Below are 18,553 nucleotides of genomic sequence, written 5' to 3' on the forward strand. Positions count from 1 at the left end.
CGTGCTGACCTCCCTGGTCCAGGCTGCTTACGTCATCGCAGCCGTCCTGTTCATCCTCAGCCTCGCGGGCCTGTCCACGCAGGAGACCGCTCGTCGCGGCAGCCTGCTCGGCATGACGGGCATGGGGCTCGCCCTCGTGGCCACGGTCGCGCTCGCGCTGCAGGACAGCGAGCGTCCCGTCATGGTGACGCTGCTGCTCATCGCCATGGTGTTCCTGATCGGCGCGGTCGTCGGGACGTGGCGTGCGCGCAGCGTCGAGATGACGCAGATGCCCGAGATGATCGCGCTCCTGCACAGCTTCGTGGGCCTCTCCGCGGTCCTCGTCGGCTTCAACTCGTACCTGACCGAGCAGGGCGACGTGGTGCACCTGGTCGAGGTCTTCCTCGGGGTGCTCATCGGGGCCGTGACGTTCACGGGTTCGATCGTGGCCTACCTCAAGCTGTCGGCGCGCATCCGGTCGAACCCGCTCATGCTGCCGGGGCGCAACTGGTGGAACCTCGGGGCGCTCGTCGCCTCGGGCGGCCTCATGGCCTGGTTCATCGCGGGCCACGGTCTGCTGCCGTTGATCCTCATGACGGTCGTCGCGCTCGCGCTCGGCTGGCACCTGGTCGCCTCGATCGGCGGCGGCGACATGCCGGTCGTCGTCTCGATGCTCAACTCGTACTCCGGGTGGGCCGCGGCCGCGGCGGGCTTCATGCTCAGCAACGACCTGCTCATCATCACCGGTGCTCTCGTCGGGTCCTCGGGTGCGATCCTGTCCTACATCATGTGCAAGGCCATGAACCGCTCGTTCGTGAGCGTCATCCTGGGCGGCTTCGGGGCCGAGGGCGGCACGGTCGTGGCCTCGGACCAGGACTACGGCGAGCACCACGAGATCCAGGCGGCCGAGGTCGCGGACCTGCTCAAGCACGCCCGCTCGGTCGTGGTCACGCCCGGCTACGGCATGGCGGTCGCCAAGGCGCAGTACCCCGTCGCGGACCTGGTGCGCCGGCTGCGCGAGCGCGGCATCGAGGTCCGGTTCGGCGTGCACCCCGTCGCGGGGCGCCTGCCCGGGCACATGAACGTCCTGCTCGCCGAGGCCAAGGTGCCCTACGACATCGTCCTCGAGATGGACGAGATCAACGGTGACCTGCCGGACACCGACGTCGTGCTCGTCATCGGCGCCAACGACACGGTCAACCCGGCGGCCCTCGACGATCCCGGGTCCCCGATCGCGGGCATGCCCGTGCTGGAGGTCTGGAACGCGAAGCAGGTGATCGTCTTCAAGCGGTCGATGGCCACGGGGTACGCGGGGGTCCAGAACCCGCTGTTCTTCAAGGACAACACCGCGATGCTCTTCGGAGACGCCAAGGACCAGGTGGAGAACATCATCCAGGCGCTCTGAGGCCCGGCGCGGGAGTGCGAACCCGCGCGGGGCGAGGGAGGCTGAGGAGGTGGGCGACGTCGTCAGGCAGAGCGACGTGGCTCACCTCCTCGTCGTCCCGGCCCGACGGCGCCGCGCACCGGGCGCGTTCGGGTCGCCCGCCCCGTGGGGCCGGGCGAGCATGGTCCCGAGCACTCGTGGGTGCGTTCCGCCCGCGACCCGTCGTTCGTGAACCCGGAGGACCCCATGGACAAGGTCGACCTGCGCACGGTGCACCGAGAGCTGTACGCGCCGCCCCGCGAGTTCACGCGGGTCGTCGTGCCGCCGCTCGCGTACCTGCAGATCGACGGCGAGGGCGACCCGAACACGGCTCCGGCGTACGCGCAGGCGGTCGAGGCGTTGTTCTCGCTCTCGTACGCCGTGAAGTTCGCGAGCAAGAAGGACCTGGGCAGGGACTACGTCGTCGGGCCGCTCGAAGGGCTGTGGACCGCTGAGGATCCGGCCTCGTTCGTGCGCCGCGACAAGGACGCGTGGAGCTGGACCCTCATGGTGCTGCAACCCGACTGGCTCACCGACGCGTTCGTGGCCGACGTGGCCGAGGCGACGACCCGCAAGAAGGGGCTGCCCGCGCTCGACCGGGTGCGCTTCGCGACGTACGACGAGGGGGACGCGGTGCAGGTCCTGCACGTCGGGTCCTACGACGACGAGGCGCCGACGCTCGCCCGCCTGCACGACGAGTACCTGCCCGAGCACGGGCTGACGTTCGACGGCCCGCACCACGAGATCTACCTGAGCGACGTGCGCCGGACTGCACCCGACAAGCTGCGGACGGTGCTGCGCCAGCCGGTGCGGGCGGTGGACCGCGCCGGACCCGACGTGTCAGAACCGGCGTGAGCTCGAGGGCTCGTTGGTTCTGACACGAGCGAGGGCGAGGGGTGAGGAGGCTCAGACCTTGCGGAGCTGGTTGAACATCGGGCAGTCGAACGGGTCGCGCGCCGCGAGGCCCACCCGGTTGAGGTAGCGGACCACGATCGCGTACGACGCGAGCAGGTTGGTCTCCGTGTACGGCATGCCCAGTCGTGCGCAGTGCTCACGGACCATGAGGCGGGCCTTGGCGAGGTGGGGGCGGGGCATGCTCGGGAACAGGTGGTGCTCGATCTGGTAGTTGAGACCGCCCATGAGGACGTTCATGACACGCCCGCCCGTGATGTTGCGCGAGGTCAGGACCTGCTTGGACAGGAAGTCGAGCTTGCTGTCCGCGGGGATGATCGCCATGCCCTTGTGGTTGGGCGCGAAGGACGCACCCATGTACACGCCGAACACTGCGAGTTGTACACCAAGGAACGCGAACGCCATGCCCAGCGGCAGGAACCAGAGGACGACGCCCACGTAGAGCGTGAGGCGCACGGCGATGGTCACGAGCTCGAGCGTCCGTGCCCGGCTCTTCGCGGACGACAGCAGCGAGCGGATCGAGATCATGTGCAGGTTGATGCCCTCGAGCGTCAGCAGCGGGAAGAACAGCCAGCCCTGGTGGCGCGTGATGAGGGCGAGGAAGCCCTTCTGCTCGGCCGCGCTCTCCTCGAGGAACGAGATGGTGTCGGTCTCGATGTCCGGGTCCTTGCCGACGCGGTTCGGGTTCGCGTGGTGGCGTGTGTGCTTGTTCATCCACCACGAGTAGCTGATGCCGACGACGCCGTTGGCCAGGAACCGCCCGACGCGGTCGTTCGCGGGTCCCGACGTGAGGATCGTGCGGTGCGCGGCCTCGTGCGAGAGGAACGCGAACTGCGTGAGGATCAGCCCCAGCGCGCCCGCGATGAGGAGCTGGAACCACGAGTCGCCCAGGAGCACGAAGCCGGCGACGGCGCCGCCGAGCGCGACCGTGAGGATCGCGGCGACCCAGCCGTAGTAGCCGTGGGTCCGCTCGAGGAGCCCGGCCTCACGGATGCGCTTGGAGAGCTCGGTGTAGGTGCTGGTGACGCTCGTCCCGTCGCTGGTGCGCGGCTTCGTCGGGCGGAATCCGGGGCGGACTGCAGTGTCGGTCATACGTCCCTCACAGGGCTGGTGTCGACTTCCCAGCCGCGGTGGTGAGCGAGATGCCCGTTGTACAGATGGCCCGAGTCTACGTGTGACATCCGGATCAGGGTGGAGGAAGGACGAAGGTCCGGTGCGGGTTGGGCCGTGCGGCGGGTCGGGGAGGCCGCTGGGTGGGCGTTCTCGGCGCTCTACGACTGGCTTAGGTTAGCCTGGCCTTCTTTCGATCGAAGGAGTCTCGTGGCCGGGTTTCAGATGGTCAAGCCGTCCGTGGTGCAGGTCATCGCCGCCGAGGTGGTGAGGTCGCGGCGGGTCAGCCCGTCGATCGTGCGCGTCACCGTCGGGGGCGAGGGTATCGCGCAGTTCGACCCCATGGGGTTCGACCAGTGGTTCCGCCTCTTCCTGCCGCGAGAGGACCAGGAGTCCCTGCGCCTGCCCACGGCCACGTCGGGGCTCTGGTACGTGCAGTACCTCGCGACTCCCAGGGCGCGGCGGCCCTGGGTCCGCAACTACACCGTCCGGGACGTGCGTCCCGCCGAGCGCGAGCTCGACATCGACTTCGTCGCGCACGAGGACGGAGGCCCCGCGTCGGCGTTCGCGCTCGGTGCGAGCGCGGGCCACCCCGTCGGGATCCTCGACCAGGGTGTCGGCTACAACCCGCGCGCCCCGCACGACTGGACGCTGCTCGTCGCGGACGAGACGGGTCTGCCCGCGGTCGCGGGCATCTGCGCCTCGCTGCCCGACGACGCGCGCGGGCTCGCGATCGTCGAGCTCCCGCTCGCGGCCGACGCCCAGGACTTCCGTGTCCCGGCCGGGGTCGAGCTCCGGTGGGTCGCGCGCGACGAGTGCGGCGGCGACCCGCACCAGGTCCCCGGGCGTCTGGCGCTCGACGCGCTGACCAGGGCCGACCTGCCGCCCGGGGAGGTCTACGCCTACGTCGTGGGGGAGTCGGGCCTGGTCACCGGGGCGCGACGGCACCTCGTGAACGAGCGCGGCGTCCCCAAGGCCGACGTCGACTTCATCGGGTACTGGCGGCACGGGCGCGCAGCGGCCTGACCTACGCGGTCTCGTCCTGCTCCGAGCGCCCGGAGGGAGCGCCGAACGCCACGTACACCGCGGCGATGTCGTCGCCCCCGTGCCCGCGCGCGGCCGCGCTCGCGTACAGGTTCGACAGTGCGTCGAGCAGCGCGGGGTCCAGCCCGGCGTTCTCGGCGGCTTCCGAGATGAGCCCGATGTCCTTGCGCAGCCCGTCGAGCGCGAACTGCGGGGTGAAGACGCCCGTGAGCATCTCGGTGCCCTTGAGGTGGGCGTAGGGGGAGTCGGAGGCGCCGTCGGCGATGGCGTCGAGGAACAGGTGCGGGTCGATGCCCTCGGCGCGGGCGAGCGCGATCGACTGGGCCGTCGCGGCCGTGATCGCCGCGAGCCAGGCGTTGCACGCGAGCTTGAGGGCCGTGCCCTGTCCCACCTCGGTGCCGGCGACCACGACCTTCGCGGAGATCGCGTCGAGCACGGGGGAGATCCCGGCCAGGACGTCGGGGTCGCCGGCGGCGAGCACCGTGAGCTGTCCGTCCTCCGCCGGCTGCCTGGTGCCGAGCAGGTTGGCCTCGACGAGGGTCACGCCGAGCTGCCGGGCGCGCTCGACGATCCGGGCCGTGCCCTCGCGCCCGACGGTCGACGCCTGGACCCACACCCCGCCCGTGCCGACCGAGGGGCCCGCCGTGTCGAGCACGTCGAGGACGGCGGCGCCGTCGAACAGCACGCTCAGGACGACATCGGCCCCGTGCACGGCTTGCGCCGAGGTCGGGGCGACGCGCGCCCCGGCGTCGGCGAGCGGCGCCGCACGCGACGCGGTCCTGTTCCACACCGTGACCTCGAAGCCCGCCCGCAGCAGCGAGTGCGCCACCCCGGTGCCCATGGTGCCGGTGCCGAGCACCGTCACGGTCGGCAGGTCGCCCGGCAGGCCGTCTCCAGATGCTCGTGTCGCGTCGTCCGGTCCGGGCCGGACGGGGGGCTGGGGAGCGGGGACGGTCATGGGGCACCTCACGTCGGACGGGACCTGACTCTCTCGACCCTAGGTGCGCGCCGCCGTCGTGCAACGTGGGACACGGCCCGACGGCGGAGCGCACCCCGGGCGCGCGCGTCGCCCGATGCTGCTCAGGACGCGTGCCGGAACGTCTGCCGGTAGTCCGTGGGCGGGACGCCGACCGCGCGGCGGAAGTGGTGCCGCAGCAGCGCGGCCGACCCGAACCCGCACAGCCGCGCGATCTCCTCGAGGTCGAGGCCCGACTCCTCGAGCAGGGTCCGGGCGTGGTGCACGCGCTGGGTCGCGAGCCACTGCATGGGAGTGGTGCCCGTCTCGGCGACGAACGTGCGCGCGAACGTGCGCGTCGACAGGTGTGCGCGCCGCGCGAGGTCCTCGACGGTCTGAGGCTCGTCGAGGTGATCGCTCATCCAGGCGAGCACCTCGCGGATGCTCTGCTCCTCGCACACCGGCACGGGGCGGTCGATGTACTGGCGCTGCCCGCCGTCGCGCTGGGGCGGGACGACCATGCGGCGCGCGATCGCGTTGGCCGCCGCGCTGCCGAACTCCTTGCGCACGATGTGCAGGCACGCGTCGATCCCGGCGGCCGTCCCTGCGCTCGTGATGATGTCGCCGTCGTCGACGAACAGGACGTCCGGGTCCACGTCGACCTGCGGGAACCGCGACGTGAGGTCCTCCGCGTGGCGCCAGTGCGTCGTGATGCGGCGCCCGTCGACGAGCCCCGCCGCGGCGAGCAGGAACGCGCCCGAGCAGACGCTCAGCAGGACCGCGCCGCGGGCGTGGGCCGCGCGCAGGGCGTCGACGATCTCGGGCGGGTACTCGTCGCGGATCGTGAGCGCGGGGATCGCGACCAGGTCGGCGTCCTCGAGCGCGTCGAGCCCGTGGTCAGGGACCAGGGAGGCACCCATGCTGGTACGGACGGGCGCTCCCGCGACCGGGCCACAGACGCGGAAGTCGACCCGGGGGACGCCGTCGTCCGTGCGGTCGAGGCCGAACACCTCGCACACGACGCCGAACTCGAACGGGGCCAGTCCGTCGGCGACGACGGCCGCCACTGTGCGCAACATCCTTCGACGCTACGCCCGTGGCAGGATCTTGTCGACACCTGTCTCTCCTGCCACTCGTGCGGGGCGCGACGCCGGACCAGGCTGGACGCATGGACATCGTGGAGCTCGTGATGAGGCTGGTCGTGGTCGCGGCGCTCGTGGCGCCGCTCGTGGTGATGGCGCTGCGGCGCCCGCCGGCAGGTGGTCGGTTCCCTGCGGGGACGGACGACGGCTGGACGTGGACCCCGAGGGCGGCGGCGCCGACCACGCCGCGTGTTGTCAGAACGAGCGTGACCTCGAGGCCTCGCTCGCTCTGACAGGGGAGGATCGCGCGCCGACCTGTCAGAACCAGCGAGGGCTCGAGTGCTCTCTCGATCTGACAGGTCCCGGCAGTGGTCGCGCGACCACGGCGCGGCACGGTTGTCTCAGAACGGGCGGGTGCGGGAGTATCCGCGCATGGCCTCCCGACGACGTGATCCTGTCCCCGCTGTCGCCCTCCTGCTGACCGCTCCGTTGCTGGTGATCGCGGCGTGCTCTGCGCCTCCCGTGCAGGAACCGGCGATCGAGGTCGTGGCCCAGGAGGGAGCTTTCGACCCGCTCGCGATCACGCTGACCGGGCTCGGGGCAGGGCAGGAGGTGCGGCTCGAGGCGACGGCCGGCATCGGCGGGTCCGCCTACTCGTCGCACGCCACGTTCATCGCGGACGACGAGGGACGGGTGGACCTCGCGGACGTCGCACCGACCGACGGGTCGTGGACGACGCCCGATGCGATGGGACCGTTCTGGTCGATGGTCGGGCCGCCGTCGGCGGTCTTCGAACGGCGGGCCGACCATCAGGTCCGGCTCACCGTGAGCGCGGGCGACGAGGAGCTGACCCATGTCGTCGTCGAGCGGCGTGGCGCACTGACCGACGCCAGGTTCAGGGAGGTCGGCGACGACGGCCTGATCGCCTACTACGCGGCGCCCTCGGACCTCTCGACCGACGAGCCGTTGCCCGCCGTCCTCGTGTTCGGGGGATCGGAGGGCGGACTCGACGCCGCGCGTGCATCGGCGGACTCGATCGCGGCGCTCGGCTACCCCGCCCTGGCGGTGAGCTACTTCAAGAGCCCGGGGCAGCCGTCGACGCTCACCGAGGTCCCGGTCGAGACGTTCCTCACCGGACTCGAGTGGTTGCGTGCGCAGCCAGGTGTCGACACGGAGCGGGTCTTCGCGTTCGGGACGTCGCGTGGGGGAGAGATGGCGCTGTGGCTCGCGGCGAACCGCCCGGAGCAGGTCTACGGCGCGTTCGCCCCCGTCGGAGCGGGGTACCTCGTCTGCGGGATCCCGGACGCGCGGAAGTCGGCCTGGACCTTCGAAGGCTCCCCGATGCCCTGCCTGCCGATGAACGAACCGATGGGCTCGAACACCGCGGTGCAGGTCCCGGTCGAGGAGGTCTCGGGGCCTGTGGTCCTCGCGTGCGGGAGTGCCGATGCCGTGTGGCGGTCCTGCGACCTGCTCGACGAGATGGCGTCTCGGTTCGACGATCCCGAGCGCGTGCACGCGATCGTTCAGCGCGGGGCGGGGCACCTCGTCACCGCACCTCCCTACGTCCCGTGGGGTCTCGACGAGCCCGGTGCCACCCCTGCGGCGACCCACCAGGCCCGCGTCGACTTCTGGGATGCGGTCGACGCAGTGCTCGCGCAGGCGCGCCAGGAGTAGGTCCTCGAGGCGGATCGAGGGGTGAGCCACCGGCCCGGCGTGCCGGGTTGTGCCGGATTGGTGAGGTACGGGAACATATACCCATGGCCTCCCGACGACGTGACCATGTCCCTGCCGTTGCCCTCCTGCTGACCGCTTCGTCGCTGGTCGTCGCGGCATGCTCTGCGCCTCCCGAACCCGAGCCGGCGATCGAGGTCGTCGAGCAGGACGGGGCCTTCGACCCGCTCGCGATCACGCTGACTGGGCTCGGCGCGGGGCGCGAGGTGCGGCTGGTCGCGACGACGGAGCTCGACGGGAGCGCGATGTCGTCGCGCGCACTGTTCACCGCTGACGACGAGGGGCGCGTCGATCTCGCGAGGGACGCCCCCACCGAGGGCTCGTGGACGACTCCTGACGCCATGGGGCCGTTCTGGTCGATGGCGGGCAACCTGCCCGGAGTGGGGTCAGGAGGTGCGGACCACTCGGTGACGCTGTCGGTGAGCGCTGACGGCGAAGCGCTGGCCGAGACGGTCGTCGAGCGGACCGGGTACGGGGCGGACGTCGAGGTCCGCGACGTGTCCGACGGTGGCATGGTCGCCGCGTACGCGACACCGGACGGGCTCTCGGCCGACGCCTCGTTGCCGGCCGTGCTCGTGTTCAGCGGCTCCGACGGGGGGCTGGGCCTCGCCCGAGCCACCGCCACGTGGCTCGCCGAGCTCGGGTATCCGGCGCTGGCGATCAGCTACTTCAAGAGCCCGGGGCAGCCGCCCGCGCTCGCGGACGTACCGGTCGAGACCTTCCTCACCGGACTCGCCTGGCTCCACGACCAGCCGGGGGTCGACACCGAGCGCGTCTTCACGTTCGGGGTCTCACGGGGAGGCGAGATGGCCTTGTGGCTCGCGGCCAACCGCCCCGACGAGGTGTACGGCGCGTTCGCCCCGACGGGGTCGGGCATCGTGTTCTGCGGCTACCCGGACGCGACACGACCAGCCTGGACCGTGGCGGGGGCCGGGCTGCCGTGTGCACAGTACACGCGGGCTCCGATGAGCCCGGAGACGAAGGTCGCCGTCGAGGAGATCGCCGGGCCGGTCGTCCTCGCGTGCGGGACGGCCGACCCGGTGTGGGTGGCCTGCGACCTTCTTGCCGAGATGACGCCCCGGTTCAGCGATCCGGAGCAGGTCCGTTCGCTCGTCCAGGAGGATGCGGGGCACTTCATCACGTACGCGCCCTACCTCCCCCTGGGCCTGAACGAGCCCGACGCGACCCCCGCGGCGACGCACCAGGCCCGCGTCGACTTCTGGAACACGGTCGAGGAGGTGCTCGCGGAGGCGCGGCAGTAGCAGGGGCAGACGTGTGCGGCCCGTGGACTACGCGGGCGTCCCGCGTCCCACCGGCCCGGTCCCGCGTCACACCGGCCACGGGCTGCGTCCCACGGGGCCACGGGCACAGCACGACGCCCCGGTCTCCACGAAGGAGACCGGGGCGTCGGTGCGTCGCGCAGGCGGGGTCAGCGGGCGCCGACCGCCTCCTCCGAGGGGCCTGCGGAGGCGGAGAGCGAGTCGAGCTCGGTCGCCTCCCACGTGGCCTGGCCGAGGCTCGGGATCATGGCTCCGAGCGCGGGACGCCACGTCGCGAACTGCTGCGGGAAGCAGCGCTCGAGGACGTCGATCATCGCGGGGACGGCGGTCGAGGCACCCGGCGAGGCGCCGAGCAGGCCGGCGATCGAGCCGTCCGCGGCCGCGATGACCTCGGTGCCGAACTCGAGCACGCCGCCCTTGACCGGGTCCTTCTTGATGACCTGGACGCGCTGGCCCGCGGTGATCTTCTCCCAGTCCTTGGGGTGGGCCGTGGGCATGAAGGCCTGGAGCGCCGTGAACTTGGCCTCGGGGCTCGCGACGAGCTGGCCGACCAGGTACTGCGTGAGGTCGATGTTCTTGAGGCCCGCGCCGAGCATGGACCCGATGTTGTGGGTCCGCAGCGACGTGAAGAGGTCGAGCAGCGAGCCCTTCTTGAGGTACTTGGGGCTGAACCCGGCGTAGGGGCCGAACATCAGGTAGGTCTTGCCGTCGACGACGCGCGTGTCGAGGTGCGGGACGGACATGGGCGGCGATCCGACGTCGGCCTTGCCGTACACCTTGGCCTGGTGCTGGGCGACGATCTCCGGGTTGTCGGTGCGCAGGAACTCGCCGCTGATGGGGAAGCCGCCGTAGCCCTTGGCCTCTTTGATGCCGGCCTTCTGCAGCAGCGGCAGCGCGCCGCCGCCCGCGCCGACGAACACGAAGCGGGCGTTGACGGTGCGCGGCCCCTGCGTGGCGTTCCAGGACACGTCCTTGACGGTGACGTCCCAGGTGCCGTCCTTGCGCTTCTTGAGGCGGTTGACCTCGTGCTGGAGGTTGAGCTCGACGTCGTGGGCCGTGAGGAAGTCGAAGAGCTGCGAGGTGAGCGCTCCGAAGTCGACGTCCGTGCCGCTCGTCGCGCGGGTCGCGGCGACGGCCTCGTCGCCGTCCCGGTCGAGGACCAGCAGGGGTGCCCACTGCGCGATGACCGCGGGGTCGTCGGTGAACTCGAGCTCGCTGAACAGCGGGTGGGCGCTCAGCGCGGTGAAGCGGCGCTTGAGGTAGTCCACGTTGGCCGCACCGCGCACGAACGTCATGTGCGGGGTGTGGCTGATGAAGCTCGCGGGCTCGGGCAGGTGGCCCCCGGTGAGCAGGTGGTGCCAGAACTCGCGCGACACCTCGAACTGCTCGTTGATCGCGACAGCCTTGGAGATCTCGACGGTGCCGTCGGCCTTCTCGGGGGTGTAGTTCAGCTCGCAGAGCGCAGCGTGGCCGGTGCCAGCGTTGTTCCACGGGTTGGAGGACTCCTGGGCTACCGCGTCGAGGCGCTCGAAGACCTTGATGGTCCACGTGGGCTCGAGGAGCTTCAGGAGGGCGCCGAGGGTCGCACTCATGATGCCGCCGCCGATGAGGGCTACGTCGATGGTGTTCTGACCCGTTGTCTTCTTAGTCGCCACCGCTCGATTTTACGCTTGTGAAGGAGTGCACATGCTGTGCCGTCCATCACGGTCGTGCGTCACACTTTTTCGGGACCAAGGTCCCTGGACGTCCCGTCCTAGGTCCCCGCGACGCGCTGATCTGGTGTTTTGACCAGAAACCTCGTATCTATGCGCCAGGATGGTCACGACGGTCGCACTCGCCCCCCGCGGCCCGACTCGCCCCTCCGCCCGACCCTTCTCGTGAGGCCCCCACATGAGCACTCCCACCCCCGGCCGCGTCGTGGTGGTCGGCGCCGGCATGGTCGCCCACCGGTTCGTGAGCCAGATGATCGCACGCTCTCCCGAGGGGTCTTGGCACGTGTCCGTCGTCGGGGACGAGGCCCGTGCCCCGTACGACCGCGTGCACCTGTCCGAGTACTTCACGGGACGCTCGGCCGACGACCTGACGATGGACCCTGCCGTCTGGGACGACCCGCGGACCGAGCTGGTCACGGGCGACGCGGTCGCGGCCGTGGACCGCGAGGCGCAGACCGTCACGACCCGCTCCGGGCGCGTGCTCGCCTACGACCACCTGGTCCTGGCCACGGGCTCCTGGGCCTGGACCCCGCGCACCGAGGGCACCGACCTGCCCGGCGTCTTCAGCTACCGCACCCTGGCGGACCTGGAGGGGCTGCGCGAGTACGTCGGGCTGCGCACCGCACGCCTGGGGCGTCCGCTGCACGGCGTCGTCGTCGGGGGCGGCGTGCTGGGGCTCGAGGCCGCGGCCGCGCTCCAGACCCTCGGCGCGGCCGCGACCGTCGTGGAGTTCGCCGACCGCCTCATGAGCGTCCAGCTCGACGACGCGGGCGGCGAGGCGCTGCGCGTGCTCGTGACCGACCGCGGGATCGACGTCCGCACGACGACCGGCGCCACGGGCCTCACGGCCGCGGGCGACGGCGCGGTGGGCGGCATGGACCTGTCCGACGGGTCGCGGATCCCCGCCGACGTCGTGATCTTCTCGACCGGCATCCGGCCCCGGGACCGCCTCGCGCGCGAGGCGGGCCTCGCGATCGGCGAGCGCGGCGGCGTCGTCGTCGGTGCGGCGTGCCACACCTCGGACCCCGCCGTGTGGGCCATCGGGGAGTGCGCGTCGTTCGAGGACCAGTGCGTGGGCCTGGTCGCGCCGGGCAACGCCATGGCCGACGTCGTGGTGGACCGACTGCTGGGTGGAGTCTCGACGTACTCGCCGGCGCCCGAGGGGACCAAGCTCAAGGGCGTCGACATCGAGGCCGCGAGCTTCGGCGACGTGTTCGGGCTCACGCCCGGCGCGCTCGAGGTCACGTTCGCGGACCCCGTCGCGCGGACCTACCGCAAGCTCGTCGTCTCGGACGACGCACGGACCCTGCTCGGCGGCGTGTTCGTGGGCGACGCGGCCCTCTACTCGTCGCTGCGCCCCCTGCTGGGGCGTTCGCTGGGCGCCGACCCGTCGGCGTTCCTCGCCCCGGAGGGCGGCGCCCCGGCGCTCGGCGGCGACCTGCCCGACGACGTCGTGGTCTGCTCGTGCGCGAACGTCACCGCCGGGACGGTCCGCGGGGCGGTGACCGAGCACGGCTGCTCGAGCCTGGGCGAGGTCAAGGCGTGCACCAAGGCCGGGACCGTGTGCGGGTCGTGCGTGCCCGTGCTCACCAAGATCGTCAACACGACGCTCGAGGCGGCCGGCGTCACGGTGTCGAACGCGATGTGCGAGCACTTCACGATGTCCCGCGCCGAGCTCTTCGCGCTCGTGCGGCAGGACGGGCTGCGCACCTTCACCCAGATCGTCGCGGCGCACGGCACGGGCCGCGGCTGCGTGGTCTGCAAGCCCGTCGTCGCCTCGATCCTCGCGTCGCTGTGGGGTGGGTACATCCTCGACGGCGAGCAGGCTGCGCTCCAGGACACCAACGACCGTGCGCTGGCCAACCTGCAGAAGGACGGCACGTACTCGGTGGTCCCGCGCGTCCCGGCGGGGGAGATCACGCCCGAGAAGCTCATCGTGATCGGGCAGGTCGCGCAGGACTTCGGCCTGTACACGCGCGTGACGGGGGCCCAGCGCATCGGGCTGTTCGGGGCGCGGATCGACCAGCTCCCGGAGATCTGGCGCCGCCTGGTCGACGCGGGCATGGAGTCGGGGCAGGCGTACGGCAAGTCGTTGCGCGCGGTGAAGTCGTGCGTGGGTTCCTCGTGGTGCCGGTTCGGGGTGCAGGACTCGGTGGGCATGGCCGTGCGTCTCGAGCTCCGCTACCGGGGGCTGCGCTCGCCGCACAAGTTCAAGATCGGTGTCTCGGGCTGTGCGCGCGAGTGCGCCGAGGCGCGCGGCAAGGACGTGGGCGTGATCGCGACCGAGAAGGGCTGGAACGTGTACGTGGGCGGCAACGGCGGCTTCTCGCCCCGGCACGCCGAGCTGCTCGCGGAGGACCTCGACGACGAGACGCTCGTCGCGGTGGTCGACCGCTTCCTCGCGTACTACGTGCGGACCGCGGACCGCCTGCAGCGCACGGCCCCGTGGGTCGCGGACTTCCCCGGGGGGATCGTCGAGCTGCGCAAGGTCCTGGTCGAGGACTCGTTGGGCATCGCGGCCGACCTCGAGGCCGAGGTCGCGCGGCACGTCGAGTCGTACGTCGACGAGTGGGCGCAGACCCTCGACGACCCGGACCGCCTGTCGCGGTTCGTGTCGTTCGTCAACGCGCCCGACCAGCACGACCCGGACCTCGCCTACACGGGGGTGCGCGGGCAGGTCCGGCCGGCTCGCCCCGGCGAGCCCTCCGACAACAACCCGGTGATCGCCCGCACGGTGGAGGTCCGCAAGTGAGCGCGACGGCATGGACCACGGTCTGCCCCTTCGAGCGGCTCGTGCCCGAGCGCGGCGTCGCCGCGCTGGTCGACGGCACGCAGGTCGCGGTGTTCCGTCTGGCCGACGACCGGCTGTTCGCGGTCCAGCAGCGCGACCCCTACTCGGGGGCCAACGTGCTCTCGCGCGGGATCGTCGGCTCGGCGGGCGAGACCCCGACCATCACCTCGCCCATGTACAAGCAGGTGTGGAACCTGACGACGGGCGAGTGTCTCGACCCGAGCGGCAAGGAGCCCGAGGCGCTGGTGACCTTCGAGGTCGCGGTCGAGGACGGGACGGTCCTGGTCAGGGCCTGACCGCTGCTGAGCGGCGCACGGGGACTCCCGACGGCCAGGGCGCGAGCGGAGGCAGCTCCACGGTCCTGCCGTCCCGGTGTGCGACGGGGGTGGTGGCGCTCTCGCGTCCCGCGAGCCACGCGGCGACGTCCGCCGCGGAACCCGTTACGCGCGTGAGCGCGTCGTCGGCCCCGGGGACCGCGGCCCGCACGCCCGCGGGCCCGACGACGGAGCGCGCCCCGTCCTCGTCCCGCACCACGAGCACGGGCTCGGCCAGGCGCAGGCTCAGGAAGTCGAGCAGGTGGTCGGTGAAGGCGAGCCCCCAGGTCGCGGGCGGCGTGAGCCCCTGGGCGGTACTGACCTCGCCGAGGTCGGTCGCGTGGATGCGGACCTCGCGCCACCAGCAGTCGAGGACGTCGGCGACCGCCCCGTCGCGGTACGTCACCGGGGCGTCCCACCCGGTGCGGTCCGTCAGGTCCCAGGCCGCGTCGAGCCGCGCTCCTGCGGCCCCGAGCGCGTCGAGGTGCTCGTCGCGCGAGCGGGTCGCGCCGGACTCGATCCCCGCGGCGCGGCCCTCGGCCCCGCCCTCGTAGACCTCGGCCGTCTCGCCGTGGGCCGCGAGCTCGGCCTGGCGGGCGAGCGCGTCGCCGACCATCGCGACGTGGGAGAGCACGTGCCCGACGGTCCACCCGTCGAGCGCGCTGGGGGAGCGGAGCGAGGCGTCGTCGAGCGTGCGGACGGCCTCGACGAGCTGGTGCAGCGCGGCACCCGCGTCGGCGCGTGCGGCGTGCGTCGCGTCGGAGATGGTGCGCGTGCCGGTGATGCTCGTGCTGGTGTCCTGCGTGGTCCTCGTCATGGCCAGAGCAGCCCCTTCTCCCAGTCGTGACCGACTGCGCGGTAGCGCAGCCGGGTCTGTCCGCGGTCGTCCGACGCCTGCCAGAACTCGACCGTCGTGGGCGCGAGCGCGTACGCGGTCCAGGCGGGCTCGACCAGCGTCGGGTCGCGCTGCACGCGGGCGAGGGCGCCCGCGAACGCGTCCGAGTACTCCTGCCGGGACGCGAGGGGCTCGCTCTGGTGGCCCACGAGCGCGGCGGCGCGCGAGCCGTCCGAGCGGGCGAGGAAGTCCGCCGCGCTCGTCGCGGGGTCGGGCCGCGTCACGGGTCCGGTGACGCGGACCTGGCGACCCAGGACTGGCCAGAGGAACGTGAGGGCGGCGTGCGGGTTCTCCGCGAGGTCGCGGGCCTTGGGGCTCGACGAGCCGGTCGCGAACCACCATCCCGAGGGGTCGACGTCCTTGAGGATCACGGTGCGCGCGTGCACCTCGCCCGAGGCCCCGGCAGTCGCCAGCGTCATGGCGTGGGGGAGCGGCACCCGGGCGTCGATCGCCTCCTCGATCCAGGTACGGAACAGCGTCACGGGGTCCGACGGCGTCGCGTCCGGATCGAGGGTCGGCAGGCCCGGACCGAAGGTCGGCAGGGCGCGGAGCCGCTCGCGCAACGTCGGTGCGGGGTCGGTGCCGCCGCCTGTGCCGTCCAGTCCGTCGCGCGGGGTGCCGCCGGTCCGTCGGCCCGTTCGCGCATCGCCGTTCCCTGCCCCGGCGTCGTCCGGTGACCCGTTGCTCATCGGGTCACCACGGCGTCGGCCTCGAGCGCCGGTCCGAGCATCGACACGAACCCTTCGACCGCGGCGCGCAGGGCCGCCGGGTCGTCGAGGGCCCGCGCGAGCACGTACCCGCCCTGCACGACGGCGACCGCCGCGTACGCGCGGTCGTGCGCGGCGTCGTCGGGCAGGCCGGTCTCCTCGAAGACCGCCTGGACCCGTGCGACCAGGCCCGCGAAGTAGTCGCGGACGGGACCGCGCAGCTCCTCGTCCGACATGACCGACCGGTCGCTCGTCAGGCGCCCGACCTTGCAGCCCGCGAGCGCCGGACGAGGCCGTTCGAGGTAGGCCACGAGACGCTCGGCGGGTGAGCGGTCGGCGTCCTCGAGGTCTCCCGCGACGGACGCGAGCGCCTCGTAGGTGGTCGCGCTGATCGCGGCGAGCGAGAGGTCGTGCTTGGTGGGGAAGTGGTGGTAGAGGCTGCCCTGGCCCACGCCGCTCGCCTCGAGGACCTGGCGCGGGCTCGTGCCCTCGACGCCCTGGGCCCAGAACAGGTCGCGGGCCGCGCGGACGAGGCGTTCGCGGCTCGGGAGGTCGGTGGTGCTCATGCCGACACCATACCTACCTCTAGGTATGGTGTCGAGTTCCGCGGCCGTCGCCAACGCGCGGGCGAAACCCTTGGAGGAACCCCACGACAGGCTGTGGTCCGGTCCAAGGGAAGGCGGTCCGCCTTGTCAGGGCTGGCCGGGGAGGGAGAGCGGGAGGACGAGAAGGATCATGGACGTGAAACCCTCTCCCGGCCGCGACGGCACCGGCCCTGCGGACGTCCGCGACCTCCTGGACTCCCTCGTCGCCCGCGGCCTCGCCGGTGCCGCCCCGACGCGCGCCGAGGCGGTGGCCGTCCTGCGGACGAGCGACGACGACCTGCTCGACGTCGTCGCCGCCGCCGGGCGCGTGCGGCGCCACCGGTTCGGCCGGCGCGTACGACTCAACTACCTGGTCAACCTGAGGTCGGGCCTGTGCCCCGAGGACTGCACGTACTGCTCGCAGCGCCTCGGCTCCACGGCCCCGGTCCTGACGTACTCGTGGCTGAGCACCGACGACGCGGTCGCGGCCGCTCGGGCCGGGGTGGCGGGCGGTGCGCGCCGCGTCTGCCTCGTCGCGAGCGGGCGCGGGCCGAGCGACCGTGACGTGGCCCGGGTCTCCGCGATGGTGGACGGGATCAAGCGTGAGCACCCGCACGTCGAGGTCTGCGCGTGCCTCGGCCTGCTCCGCGACGGCCAGGCCGAGCGGCTCGCCGCCGCCGGAGCCGACGCCTACAGCCACAACCTCAACACGTCCGAGGCGACGTACGCCGACATCTGCACGACGCACGAGTACGCGGACCGCGTCGAGACGGTCGAACGGGCGAGGGGCGCCGGGCTCTCGCCCTGCTCGGGGCTCATCGCGGGCATGGGCGAGAGCGACGAGGACCTCGTCGACGTCGCGTTCGCGCTGCGAGACCTCGGGGCCGACTCGGTGCCCGTCAACTTCCTCGTGCCGTTCGACGGCACCCCCCTCGCGGGGAGGTGGGACCTCACGCCCCAGCGGTGCCTGCGCATCCTCGCGATGGTGCGCTTCGTGTGCCCCGCGGCCGAGCTCCGCCTCGCGGCCGGTCGCGAGGTGCACCTGCGCTCGCTCCAACCCCTCGCCCTGGAGATCGTGAGCTCGATCTTCCTGGGCGACTACCTCACGAGCGAGGGCCAGGCCGCCCAGGCCGACCTCGCCCTGCTCGCCGACGGCGGGTTCGAGGTCGACGGCGCCGTCCCAGGGGTCGGTGCGGCCGGTGAGGAGGGAACCGCGGCTCGCGCAGCCGCCGGGCCGGAGCGGCCCGGTGCGATGCCCGGCGCGGTGCCCGGCGCGGTGCCCGACGTGGTGCCCGACGTGGCGGTCCGCCGTCGCGGGCCGGGGACCCGGGTCGCGCCGAACGCCTGACACCGGCCCCGCGGCCAGGTGACCGGCGCGAGCCCCTGGAGGACCCGCGCACCCCCGTGTCAGTGGTGAGAGCCAGGATGCTTGCACCGACAGAAGGGGGAACCGACGATGGTCCCGCACGATTCCGGCGAGGTCCCGACCACGCCCGAGCTGTTCTACGTCCACGGAGGGGCGACCCGGCACCTGCGCGTGTGCCCGCACCTGCAGGTGACCGACGCCGACAGGATCCTCGCGGCGCACGGTGAGGTTCCCGAGCGGCTGCCCGTCTGCCAGTGGTCGCAGGCAGAGATCGACGGCGTGGGGCGGACCTACCACCCCAGCTTCGACGCCGCGCTGGAGGCGTTCGGCGCACCGGTCGAGAACCGTCCTCGGATGCGCGAGATCGCGGCGGGCGAGACGTACGACCGCATCTGGACGCCGAACTCGATGACCTACGTGGCGCTCGGCTCGGGTGCGGCCGGGGTCGCCGTGGCGTGGTTCCTCAAGGGCATCGTCTACACCGGGGCCGGACCCGAGGAGCTCGCTGTCGCGAGATCGACGTCGCGCGCCACCGCGGGGACGGCCGACGAGCCCCGAGGGCTGCCGTGCCCGTCGTGCTTCATGGTGCTGCCCAACTCGGGCCTGTGCGGCTGCGGGGAGTGATGACGGCGCGGGCCCCGGGTCGTCCCCGGGGTCCGCGCGGGTCG

Annotated in this window: 17 protein-coding genes; 10 read left to right on the top strand and 7 right to left on the bottom strand. The window is 72.3% G+C overall.

From position 1 onward, the window contains the following. Position 1: 1 nt before the first annotated feature. Together pntB and JOD49_RS18715 are read left to right on the top strand one after the other, a co-directional pair. Complete coding sequence (pntB, locus tag JOD49_RS18710) at positions 2-1,384, top strand: Re/Si-specific NAD(P)(+) transhydrogenase subunit beta (RefSeq protein ID WP_205308495.1); 1,383 nt, start codon at positions 2-4, stop codon at positions 1,382-1,384. Between the two features lie 180 nt (positions 1,385-1,564). After that, a complete protein-coding gene (locus JOD49_RS18715; protein ID WP_307822644.1) occupies positions 1,565-2,257 on the top strand; it encodes a GyrI-like domain-containing protein in 693 nt (230 codons plus the stop codon). Positions 2,258-2,308: 51 nt separating this feature from the next. Here the strand turns inward: JOD49_RS18715 and JOD49_RS18720 are convergent, their stop codons facing one another. Then, a complete protein-coding gene (locus JOD49_RS18720; RefSeq protein WP_205308496.1) occupies positions 2,309-3,406 on the bottom strand; it encodes a fatty acid desaturase family protein in 1,098 nt (365 codons plus the stop codon). Positions 3,407-3,634: 228 nt separating this feature from the next. Here JOD49_RS18720 and JOD49_RS18725 point away from each other — a divergent pair, with 228 nt between their 5' ends. Continuing rightward, positions 3,635-4,450, top strand: a complete 816-nt coding sequence (locus JOD49_RS18725) for a siderophore-interacting protein (protein WP_307822645.1) — start codon at positions 3,635-3,637, stop codon at positions 4,448-4,450. Between the two features lies 1 nt (position 4,451). Here the strand turns inward: JOD49_RS18725 and JOD49_RS18730 are convergent, their stop codons facing one another. Further along, positions 4,452-5,426, bottom strand: coding sequence for an NAD(P)-dependent oxidoreductase (locus JOD49_RS18730; protein ID WP_239525259.1), 975 nt, complete (start codon positions 5,424-5,426; stop codon positions 4,452-4,454). Positions 5,427-5,548: 122 nt separating this feature from the next. Further along, entirely contained in the window at positions 5,549-6,502 is a 954-nt protein-coding gene (locus tag JOD49_RS18735) for a helix-turn-helix domain-containing protein (protein WP_205308497.1), read from the bottom strand. An 89-nt stretch (positions 6,503-6,591) separates the two neighbouring features. On the opposite strand from JOD49_RS18735, the gene JOD49_RS18740 reads away from it, so the two are divergent. The 3 genes from JOD49_RS18740 to JOD49_RS18750 all read left to right on the top strand — a co-directional run bounded on the left by JOD49_RS18740 (position 6,592) and on the right by JOD49_RS18750 (position 9,498). Beyond that, the gene (locus tag JOD49_RS18740) at positions 6,592-6,798 is read left to right on the top strand and encodes a hypothetical protein (RefSeq protein ID WP_205308498.1); all 207 of its coding nucleotides are present in this window, start codon (positions 6,592-6,594) and stop codon (positions 6,796-6,798) included. A 139-nt stretch (positions 6,799-6,937) separates the two neighbouring features. Next, positions 6,938-8,179 carry an acyl-CoA thioesterase/bile acid-CoA:amino acid N-acyltransferase family protein gene (locus JOD49_RS18745; protein WP_205308499.1) on the top strand — a complete coding sequence of 414 codons (1,242 nt, stop codon included), beginning with the start codon at positions 6,938-6,940 and terminating at the stop codon, positions 8,177-8,179. A gap of 83 nt (positions 8,180-8,262) precedes the next feature. Further along, the gene (locus JOD49_RS18750; RefSeq protein WP_205308500.1) at positions 8,263-9,498 is read left to right on the top strand and encodes an acyl-CoA thioesterase/BAAT N-terminal domain-containing protein; all 1,236 of its coding nucleotides are present in this window, start codon (positions 8,263-8,265) and stop codon (positions 9,496-9,498) included. Positions 9,499-9,665: 167 nt separating this feature from the next. Here JOD49_RS18750 and mqo read toward each other — a convergent pair whose 3' ends face one another. Continuing rightward, entirely contained in the window at positions 9,666-11,171 is a 1,506-nt protein-coding gene (gene mqo / locus JOD49_RS18755) for a malate dehydrogenase (quinone) (RefSeq protein WP_205308501.1), read from the bottom strand. Between the two features lie 235 nt (positions 11,172-11,406). On the opposite strand from mqo, the gene nirB reads away from it, so the two are divergent. Both nirB and nirD read left to right on the top strand, forming a co-directional pair. After that, positions 11,407-13,980 (top strand): nitrite reductase large subunit NirB, encoded by a 2,574-nt coding sequence (nirB, locus tag JOD49_RS18760; protein ID WP_205308502.1) that lies wholly within the window; start codon positions 11,407-11,409, stop codon positions 13,978-13,980. Continuing rightward, the gene (gene nirD / locus JOD49_RS18765) at positions 13,977-14,315 is read left to right on the top strand and encodes a nitrite reductase small subunit NirD (RefSeq protein WP_205308503.1); all 339 of its coding nucleotides are present in this window, start codon (positions 13,977-13,979) and stop codon (positions 14,313-14,315) included. The genes nirB and nirD overlap by 4 nt, the downstream gene beginning before the upstream one ends. On the opposite strand, the gene JOD49_RS18770 is transcribed toward nirD, so the two are convergent. Genes JOD49_RS18770 through JOD49_RS18780 form a run of 3 tightly spaced genes read right to left on the bottom strand, consistent with a single transcriptional unit; the run spans position 14,305 to position 16,501 of the window. Further along, positions 14,305-15,150: a maleylpyruvate isomerase family mycothiol-dependent enzyme gene (locus tag JOD49_RS18770; protein ID WP_205308504.1), complete on the bottom strand. Its 846-nt coding sequence runs from the start codon at positions 15,148-15,150 to the stop codon at positions 14,305-14,307. The genes nirD and JOD49_RS18770 overlap by 11 nt on opposite strands. Then, the gene (locus JOD49_RS18775; RefSeq protein ID WP_205308505.1) at positions 15,147-15,917 is read right to left on the bottom strand and encodes a pyridoxine/pyridoxamine 5'-phosphate oxidase; all 771 of its coding nucleotides are present in this window, start codon (positions 15,915-15,917) and stop codon (positions 15,147-15,149) included. Before JOD49_RS18775 ends, JOD49_RS18770 begins: the two co-directional genes overlap by 4 nt. Next, a complete protein-coding gene (locus JOD49_RS18780; protein ID WP_205308506.1) occupies positions 15,914-16,501 on the bottom strand; it encodes a TetR/AcrR family transcriptional regulator in 588 nt (195 codons plus the stop codon). Before JOD49_RS18780 ends, JOD49_RS18775 begins: the two co-directional genes overlap by 4 nt. Before the next feature lie 169 nt (positions 16,502-16,670). Between JOD49_RS18780 and bioB the strand changes: the two genes are divergently transcribed. Together bioB and JOD49_RS18790 are read left to right on the top strand one after the other, a co-directional pair. Further along, positions 16,671-17,867, top strand: coding sequence for a biotin synthase BioB (bioB, locus tag JOD49_RS18785; protein ID WP_205308507.1), 1,197 nt, complete (start codon positions 16,671-16,673; stop codon positions 17,865-17,867). Between the two features lie 108 nt (positions 17,868-17,975). Further along, a complete protein-coding gene (locus tag JOD49_RS18790) occupies positions 17,976-18,509 on the top strand; it encodes a hypothetical protein (protein ID WP_205308508.1) in 534 nt (177 codons plus the stop codon). The last annotated feature ends 44 nt before the right edge of the window (positions 18,510-18,553 follow it).

The sequence above is a fragment of the Oerskovia jenensis genome (assembly GCF_016907235.1).
Classification (GTDB): Bacteria; Actinomycetota; Actinomycetes; order Actinomycetales; family Cellulomonadaceae; genus Oerskovia; species Oerskovia jenensis.

Bases quoted from the DNA above. Each gene is read 5' to 3' on its own strand.
- JOD49_RS18740 (WP_205308498.1), top strand. From the start codon at position 6,592: ATGGACATCGTGGAGCTCGTGATGAGGCTGGTCGTGGTCGCGGCGCTC.
- JOD49_RS18720 (WP_205308496.1), bottom strand. From the start codon at position 3,406: ATGACCGACACTGCAGTCCGCCCCGGATTCCGCCCGACGAAGCCGCGC.
- JOD49_RS18780 (WP_205308506.1), bottom strand. From the start codon at position 16,501: ATGAGCACCACCGACCTCCCGAGCCGCGAACGCCTCGTCCGCGCGGCC.
- bioB (WP_205308507.1), top strand. From the start codon at position 16,671: ATGGACGTGAAACCCTCTCCCGGCCGCGACGGCACCGGCCCTGCGGAC.
- nirB (WP_205308502.1), top strand. From the start codon at position 11,407: ATGAGCACTCCCACCCCCGGCCGCGTCGTGGTGGTCGGCGCCGGCATG.
- JOD49_RS18790 (WP_205308508.1), top strand. From the start codon at position 17,976: ATGGTCCCGCACGATTCCGGCGAGGTCCCGACCACGCCCGAGCTGTTC.
- JOD49_RS18770 (WP_205308504.1), bottom strand. From the start codon at position 15,150: ATGACGAGGACCACGCAGGACACCAGCACGAGCATCACCGGCACGCGC.
- JOD49_RS18745 (WP_205308499.1), top strand. From the start codon at position 6,938: ATGGCCTCCCGACGACGTGATCCTGTCCCCGCTGTCGCCCTCCTGCTG.
- JOD49_RS18750 (WP_205308500.1), top strand. From the start codon at position 8,263: ATGGCCTCCCGACGACGTGACCATGTCCCTGCCGTTGCCCTCCTGCTG.
- JOD49_RS18735 (WP_205308497.1), bottom strand. From the start codon at position 6,502: ATGTTGCGCACAGTGGCGGCCGTCGTCGCCGACGGACTGGCCCCGTTC.
- JOD49_RS18730 (WP_239525259.1), bottom strand. From the start codon at position 5,426: ATGACCGTCCCCGCTCCCCAGCCCCCCGTCCGGCCCGGACCGGACGAC.
- JOD49_RS18775 (WP_205308505.1), bottom strand. From the start codon at position 15,917: ATGAGCAACGGGTCACCGGACGACGCCGGGGCAGGGAACGGCGATGCG.